Origin of the sequence: Kitasatospora sp. NPDC091257 (genome assembly GCF_044757675.1) — a bacterium.
Classification (GTDB): domain Bacteria; phylum Actinomycetota; class Actinomycetes; order Streptomycetales; family Streptomycetaceae; genus Kitasatospora; species Kitasatospora lactacystinica.
Map to the genome: position 1 here is coordinate 1 of NZ_JBIVVI010001002.1, position 3,432 is coordinate 3,432.

The following is a 3,432-nucleotide window of genomic DNA, read 5'->3' on the forward strand; positions in this document are numbered from 1 at the left end:
GCCCAGGCGTACCCAGCCCAGAGCACCCCGAGCCGTACCCCGGCGCGGGAGGCACCCTCCGACCGATGAAGGACCAAGGTTCCGTGCCCGTACCTGTCATCCTCACCGGCCGCACCGTGCGGCTGGAGCCCCTCGCCGCGCACCATGCCGAGGCCATCGCCGAGGCCGGCGCCGAGGACCGTACGACCTACGCCTTCACCCCCGTCCCGCACGGCCGGGAGGCCGCCCGCGACTACGTCGCGCGGGCGCTCGCCGACCAGGCCGCGGGCCGGTCACTGCCGTTCGCGACGGTGAACCTCGCCGACGGCCGGGTGGTCGGCTCCACCCGGTTCCTGGAACTCGACTACTGGCAGGGCCCGATGGTGTGGCCGCCCGTGCCCGGGGTCCCGTTCGGCGATCCGGCCACGGCCGTCCCGGACGCGGCCGAGATCGGCAACACCTGGCTCTCGCCGCGCGCCCAGGGCACCGGCATCAACACCGAGGCCAAGCTGCTGATGCTGCGCCACGCCTTCGAGACCTGGGGCGTGCAGCGGATCTCGCTGCGCGCGGACGCCCGCAACCTGCGCTCGCGCACCGCCATCGAACGGCTCGGCGCGACCTCCGAGGGCGTCCGCCGGGCGCACTCGCGCGGGCTGGACGGCGTGGTGCGCTCCACCGCGTTCTACTCGATCCTCGACGACGAGTGGCCGGCCGTCCGGGACATCATCGAGCTGCGGATCGCCGCCGCCACCTCGCCGAGCGCCCCGGATCCGGCGATCAACCAGGAGTGCCTTAGACAGGGCGGCAGCGGCGCCGGGCAGCTGATGATCACCGCCTGAGGCCGTCCCGGAACGGCTCGTGGCCGAAGACGGCCACCGGCAGGACGGCCGACAGCGCGCCGTGGTCGTCCCAGGCCCGGTGGCGTCCCGGGTGCGCCTCGACCAGGGCCTCCACCGGCCGCCAGCCACCCCGCACCCGGGCCACCCGGACCCGGTAGACCTCCGCGCCGTCCACGCCGCGGTACAGGTGCAGCACGCCCTCGGAGACGACCGGGACCCAGCGCTCGTCCGCGCCCCGGGCCCGCAGGCCGCGCCTGATCCGCTCCCAGTCGGCGTCCGACCAGAGCAGGTCGGGCACGGGGTGCGGGCGGGGCAGGCCGATCGGCGTCAGGTGCGGTTCGCCGGCCGCGCGGACGCCGCCCGGCTCCGGGAACGCCCAGTCGGGCAGCGGCTCGCAGGCGGCCAGCCAGGTCCGCGGGATGCCGCCGGTGCCGGCGTGCGCGGCCACCACCCCGCCGGTGATCGCCGCGACGGTGTCCATGTCGCCGCCGGCCGCGATCGCGTCCCACACGGCGGCGCGGTAGTCGGCCAGGTTCCGGGCGGCGCACCACAGCGCGTACGGGACGGTGTCCGCCGCGGACGTCCGGCTGCCGTTGCCGAGCACCTGCGCGGCGAGCCGGAAGTCCGACCGGGCGAGCAGTCCGCGGGCCTCCACCAGGCCGTCCCTGACCGCCCCGTTCGTGGTGAGGCCGGCCACCGACTCCAGGAAGCGCTCCGGTGTCATCGGCCGGGTGCGGGCCCGCACCGCGTACGCGGCCGCCACCGCGACCGCGATCGCGCCGTCCACGGCCTGCGGGTGGGTGTGGGTGATCAGGGCGGTGTCGGCGGCGGGCCGGACGACGGCGGCCGGGTCCTCGGCGTACGCCGCCCCCAGCGGGGCGACCCGCATCGCGGCGCCGTTGCCGTAGGAGCCCTGGCCGTCGAAGAGTTCGGCGGCCAGCCGCCGGGCGTCGCCGCCCTCGCGGATCAGCCGGAGCAGCCGGTTGGCGGCCGGGCCGTAGCCGCGGTCGAAGTCATGGCGCAGGGCGAAGGCGTAGGTGAGGTCGAAGGTGTCGATCGCGCCGCGCTCGGTGTGCGCGGCGTGGACCGAGCAGGCCATCTCGGTGTCGTCGGTCCAGGGCCAGGGGCCGGGCGGTTCGGTGCGGGCGGCGAGGTGGGTCCGGGCGGTCTCCGGGACGAAGAACTGGGCTCCGAGGGCGTCGCCCGTGCGGAGGCCGAGGAGCGCGTCCAGCGCGGGGCCGGCGTGCGTGAATGGAATGGTCATATGGCATCCAGCTGAGCGGCTCGGCCGCCGTCGCGTCAACACCCGTGACCGCCGGCCCCACCGACGGGGGATGTTTCGCATACCTCCGATTCCGGCGGGCAGGCACCGGGGCATGACCCGCGCGAATCCCCTCGATCCGGTCGCCCTGCTCGGCGCCGACCAGCAGCACATCGCCACCCGCGCGCAGCTGCGCCGGCTCGGGGTGCCCTCCGGCACCATCGCCCACCGGCTGCGGCCGGGCGGGCCGTGGCAGCAGGTGCTGCCCCGGGTGATCTGCCTGCAGAGCGGAAGACTGACGTTCCATCAGAGGCTGCGGGCCGCCCTGGCGTACGCGACGCCGAAGGGACGCGAACCACGGACCGGGGAGGTGCTGCTGACCGGCCTGGCGGTCCTGGCCGAGGCCGGACTGCCGAGCGCCGGCCACCCGTCCGACCTGAACGCGGTCGACATCCTGATCCCCGGCCAACGACGGGTCGGGGACCGGGAGTTCGTCCGGATCCACCGGGCGTCCGGGGCGATGCCGGGCGGCTTCGAACGCGCCGACGGACTGTGGAGCACCACGGTCGCCCGGGCCCTGGCGGACCTCGCGCCGAGGGAGACCGGGCAGCGCCGGTTCCGGGCGCTGTGCGCGGAGGCCGTCCAGCGGCGGCACTGCGAACTCGGCGAACTGCTCGACCAGTTGCTGTCCCGCCCGGGTGCGCTCGGGCTGCCCCAGGTGGCCGGGGTGGTGGAGGAGCTGACGGTCGGGGTGCGGTCGGTGGTGGAGGGCGAGGCCCGCGAACTGCTGGCGCACGCCGGGCTGCCGGACCCGCTGTGGAACCCGGTGCTCTTCCTGGACGGCCGCTTCCTCGCCGTCCCGGACGCCTACTGGCCGCACGCCTGCGTGGCCCTGGAGATCGACTCCCGCGCCTGGCACCTGCGCCCGGCCGAGCACGAACGGGGGCTGGCCCGCGCCAACCGCCTCACCGCCGCCGGCCTCCCGGTGGTGCGCACCACCCCGGCCCAGCTCCGCCGCGACCCGGCCCCGGTGCTCCACGAGCTGACGGCCCTGGTCACCACCGGCCCGCACGCACCGCACCCCCGGATCACCTGGCGGCGGGCGCGGTGAGGCGGGCCGCCGACGCGGTGCGGGCGGCCCGGCCGGCCCCGTTCAGCAGCGGGAGTCGATCTCCTGGAAGGTGGCGTAGTGGTCGGCGGACCAGTACTGCTCGCCGGAGTCGCCGGTCACCACCCGGCGGGTGCCGCGGTCGTTGGAGCCTCCTTCTCGACCGTCCCTCGTCCACTCCTCGACCTCTACTCCTCGACCAGGTGGCGCGGAACCGGTGGACTCGTGGCGGGCGGCGCCGACGC

Annotated in this window: 4 protein-coding genes; 2 read left to right on the top strand and 2 right to left on the bottom strand. The window is 76.1% G+C overall.

What is annotated here, in order from left to right:
* The first annotated feature begins 83 nt into the window (after positions 1–83).
* Positions 84–818 (top strand): GNAT family N-acetyltransferase, encoded by a 735-nt coding sequence (locus ACIQOV_RS33390; protein WP_401054503.1) that lies wholly within the window; start codon positions 84–86, stop codon positions 816–818.
* Here ACIQOV_RS33390 and ACIQOV_RS33395 read toward each other — a convergent pair.
* Complete coding sequence (locus ACIQOV_RS33395) at positions 808–2,082, bottom strand: ADP-ribosylglycohydrolase family protein (protein ID WP_401054505.1); 1,275 nt, start codon at positions 2,080–2,082, stop codon at positions 808–810. The genes ACIQOV_RS33390 and ACIQOV_RS33395 overlap by 11 nt on opposite strands.
* Positions 2,083–2,194: 112 nt before the next feature.
* Here ACIQOV_RS33395 and ACIQOV_RS33400 point away from each other — a divergent pair, with 112 nt between their 5' ends.
* Positions 2,195–3,190: a hypothetical protein gene (locus ACIQOV_RS33400; RefSeq protein ID WP_359902935.1), complete on the top strand. Its 996-nt coding sequence runs from the start codon at positions 2,195–2,197 to the stop codon at positions 3,188–3,190.
* Between the two features lie 42 nt (positions 3,191–3,232).
* Here the strand turns inward: ACIQOV_RS33400 and ACIQOV_RS33405 are convergent.
* The coding region (locus tag ACIQOV_RS33405) for a ribonuclease domain-containing protein (protein WP_401054507.1) at positions 3,233–3,432 on the bottom strand (200 nt) is incomplete at its 5' end.

Coding starts and splice junctions, on each gene's coding strand:
- ACIQOV_RS33395 (WP_401054505.1), bottom strand. CDS start 2,082: ATGACCATTCCATTCACGCACGCCGGCCCCGCGCTGGACGCGCTCCTC.
- ACIQOV_RS33400 (WP_359902935.1), top strand. CDS start 2,195: ATGACCCGCGCGAATCCCCTCGATCCGGTCGCCCTGCTCGGCGCCGAC.